Here is a 3,853-nt window from a genome sequence, read left to right as displayed (position 1 = left end):
ACGCGCGTACCACGAGGGACCACGGCCCGCCGTGACCGGCGCGCGCCGGGGCTCCGACGGCCTCGGGGGCCACTGAGCCCGTCGCCCACCGGCGGTGGGCGCCCGGCCCGTCCTACGGCCGCAGCACCGCCCGGAAGGTGTACACGCCCGACGGCTCCATCCGTACCAGCGCCATCGGCTTGCCGTCCGGATTGCCGTCCGAGGCGAAGGAGATGGGGCCGCTGAGGCCGGACACCGCCGACCTCCCGCTGAGCTGGAGCAGCATCTGCAGGGTGGCGCCCGTGTTGACCTGGCCCTTGCCGTCCGGCCCCGCCGCGTTGCGTACGGCGACGCCCAGGGTCCAGACCGCGTCGTGGCCCATGATGACCTGGCCGTCCTGGAGGACCTGCATGGTGTCGTCGGCCGCCCCGCCGAACTCGGCGCGGTACAGGGAGAGGAAGTCCGGCAGCGGGTTGTTCGCCGCCGCGTAGAGCTTCCCGGCGAGCGCCGGGTGGGCGAGCGAGGTGTAGAGCACGGTCACCCTGCTGTCGGCCCACTCCGTACGGAACTTCTCGCGCCGCGACTCGCTCTCCAGGGAGCCGTAGTAGGCGCCGACCGCGTCGTCGCCCGTGACGAGGGTGACGGGGCAGCGCCGGTCCGGTGCCGACATGGAGTAGATGAAGTTGCGGATGTTGATGCCCCGGCCGGCGAAGAACACCGCGTCGGGCTTCAGGTCGCACACCTTGTCGGCGACCGACGAGAAGGCGTTGGAGACCCCGTCCACACCGGACAGGAACTCCAGCGGCGCCCCCTCCGTCCGCAGGCCGCGGCTCGCCGCCGCCTGGGCGAAGGCGCTCGAGATGGACGTGTTGTAGATGTCGTCCTCGTTGCGGTCACGTATGACGGCGACCTTGAAGTCCGGGTCCTTCCGCTGCTGGGCCATCAGGTAGACGGCCGCGCCCCGCGCCTGGTCCCGGTTGGGAGCGGAGGTGCGGAAGAAGCCGGGGTCGGCGGTGTCGGAGAGGCTGTCGGCGGTGACCGTCGCGCCCATCATCGGGATGCCCGCCTCACGCAGGGCGTCCACCGCGGCCCGGGTGCCGCCGCGGCTCTGGCCGAACCCGGCCACGGCGACGAGGTGGTTGTCGTCGCGGGACATCTCGACCAGGTCGCGGGTCAGCGTCCTCCACTGCTCGGAGCGGAGCCCGAGGTTGCCGACGAGCAGGCGGATCTGCGGCAGGTCCCCCCGGCCCGCGCCGAGGTCCGGGTCATTCAGCTCGCGCTGCGCCAGATAGGCGCCCACGAGTTCACCGCGCAGCCCGTACTTGGCCTCCTCCTCGCCCTTGACGGTGGTCAGCGGCTCGACGTACGCGAGGGAGACGTACGCCTTGCCCGACCTCTCGACGCGCGCGTTCTCCGCCCTGATCTTGCCCACGACGTCCTTGAGCGACGGGTCGAAGGCGAACGACCCGTCCGTCACGCCGATGCACTCCCCGCGCGCCCCCTGCTTCGAGATGCCCGGCGCGCACTCCACCCGGTTGTGCTGCCAGGCCCGGTACGCCTCCGCGCCACCCCACACCGCCCCGGCCAGGACGAGCACGCCCACGGCGACCCACGGCGCCCTGCGGCGGGGCGGGCGCGGGGGGACGAACGCGTCGTCGTCGTTGTCTACCACCACGGCTTCCTCTCGTACCGCTGGGCCATGCGCAACAGCACATGGCGGTCGTGTTCGTCGCCGATGGGCCGGCGCAGGGTGAGGAACTCCTCGACGATGTCGGGGTACAGCTCCGCGTACGGATCACCCAGCGGGTCCCCGTAGGGCTGTGCCGCCCCGTCCGGCCGGGTGAGCGGCGTGACCCAGCCGGCGGCCAGCAGCCGCGTGATCGCCCGCCGGGCCGCGTCGCCCTCGGCGACACCCACGAGCCGTTCGTAGCGGTCCCGGGCCGGCTCGGGCGGAGCACCGTCCCAACGGCACGGGGCGCGCTGGAGCCGGGCGAGGTCGGCGCACCACTCGTCGGCGCCCGTCTCGTCGAAGCGGTCCCGCAGGTAGTCGACGGCCGCCGGCAGGTCTCCCAGCGCCAGGTCGTGGTACGCGACGGCGCGCAGGTCGCCGCGGGCCACGGCCGACGCCCGCAGCGCCCGGTGCGCCCCGGCCCACGTACCCGGGTCCTCCTCGCCCCCGTGTGCCCCGTCGAGGCGGCGCAGCAGCAGGAAGCGGGTCAGGCGGTGCAGTGCGGGGAGCCCCTCGTCGGGGTCGGGCACGGTGCGCAGTTCGTCCGCGGAGTAGCTGACGAACTCCCGCAGCACGGGCTCCTGTCCCTCCCAGAGCGCCTCGCACGTCTCGGCCCGGCCGAGGGTGACCGCGGCGGCCGTCCGCGGCATCAGCCGGGCCAACTGGGCCGAGCAGTCCCGCAGCAGCAGTTCCAGCAGACGGGAACCGGCGGACAGGCCGGGCACCGGTTGCACGCTGCCGTCGAGCGGGGCGAGGCACTGGCGCACCCGTTCGTCCCAGGGCAGGCCGGCCGGCATGCGCCGCAGGGTGTCCAGGACGGCGGCCGTGCCCGCCGGGTGGCCGCGGGTGAGCTCGTACACGAGCCAGCCGAGCCACTGCACCGCGTTGTCGGTGCGCGGGAGGACCGAACCGGCGGGCAGGGTGTCGAGCATGGCACCGGCCTGCGTCTCCACCTCGCGGCGGCTCAGGTCGCGCAACTGCCCGCCTGTCAGCCCGCCCGCGGCCAGCGGCCGGAACTCCCCGGGCTGCGGCCAGCTCTCGCGGTAGTCGGGGCGGTGCCCGCTGCCCGTCTCCGCCCGGACGAGCGCCTCCGGACGCCTGCGTGCCGTGGCGACGACCAGGAGCGGATCGGGGCGGCCGGAGCGTTCCCGGGAGTCGAGCAGGAGCGTGAGGAAGGCCTCGCCGACGGCGGAGTCCGCGTTGTCCAGGAGGGCCAGGCAGTGCGTGGTCCGCAGGCGGTCGGCGCGGCCCGTGGCGTAGGCGCCGCGCAGATCGGCCAGGAAGGAGTCCAGCAGCACCCGTTCGGCCTCGGCCCGCTGGGCCGGGTAGCCGTGGTAGAGCCGGTTGACGCCGACCAGGAAGTCGGCCGTCGCGCCCCGCCCCGGGCCGGTGGCGGACGTCTCGCCCAGGCGCCGGCGCAGCCGCACCCCGAGCCTCAGGCGCAACCCGCCCTGGACGAGCGGCATGACGACGGAGCTCCAGCCGGGCAGTCCGAGCCCCGCCAGCTGCGCGACCCCGTCGACGATGCCCTGCAGTTCCTCGTAGGAGTGCTCCCGGGCACGCCCCGCCCGCAGCGCTTCCGCCATCTCACGGACGGCGCGGTCGCGGTCGCGCGCGTCCACGGCCGTGCCGACGGCGGCCAGCAGCGCTCCCAGCGCCGGAAAGCCCAGCTGCGGCACGCCGTCGTGGTGTGCGCCGAGCTGGAAGGCGAGCTCGATGAGCACGTCGATGGGCGTCCCGCCCCGGTCGCCGACAGGTTCCAGATCGATGCCCGCCAGCGGTACACGCCGGCCCCACCGGCGCAGATGTGCGGTGAGCGCCGTCTTCCCGCTGCCGCGCGGACCCAGCAGCACGAGGGCGGGCAGGGTGCGCAGCGGCCCCTGCGGCCGGCTCAGACTCGCGGCCACGTGCCGGCGCACGGCAATGTCACGCTCTGATCCGCCCGCTCTGTCGTCGGCCATCCAGCTCCCCCCGCCGACCGGACGACGCCCCCTGCGGAACGCCGGAACTCCCCTGCGTCACAGGGACGTTCGCATCCGGTTCCCGCTGGACCCATGCCCATCGAGGGCGCCCTCCATGCGTCTGGCGCGCGCCCGCCCACTCCGGCGTCCCGGCCGGCCGGCGCGCGGGCTGCCGGCGGGCCGC

General features: G+C 74.7%; 2 protein-coding genes. Both read right to left on the bottom strand.

The features are described 5' to 3' along the window. Nucleotides 1-112: 112 nt before the first annotated feature. A complete protein-coding gene (locus ABZ371_RS30120; RefSeq protein WP_358685536.1) occupies nt 113-1,651 on the bottom strand; it encodes a hypothetical protein in 1,539 nt (512 codons plus the stop codon). After that, entirely contained in the window at nt 1,645-3,669 is a 2,025-nt protein-coding gene (locus tag ABZ371_RS30115) for an ATP-binding protein (RefSeq protein ID WP_358685534.1), read from the bottom strand. The genes ABZ371_RS30120 and ABZ371_RS30115 overlap by 7 nt, the downstream gene beginning before the upstream one ends. Between the last annotated feature and the right edge of the window lie 184 nt (nt 3,670-3,853).

Origin of the sequence: Streptomyces sp. NPDC005899 (assembly GCF_040629645.1) — a bacterium.
Classification (GTDB): domain Bacteria; phylum Actinomycetota; class Actinomycetes; order Streptomycetales; family Streptomycetaceae; genus Streptomyces.
Note: the sequence above shows the minus strand (reverse complement) of the source record. Positions and strands in the feature narration are given on the sequence as shown.

Bases quoted from the DNA above. Each gene is read 5' to 3' on its own strand.
- ABZ371_RS30115 (WP_358685534.1), bottom strand. From the start codon at position 3,669: ATGGCCGACGACAGAGCGGGCGGATCAGAGCGTGACATTGCCGTGCGC.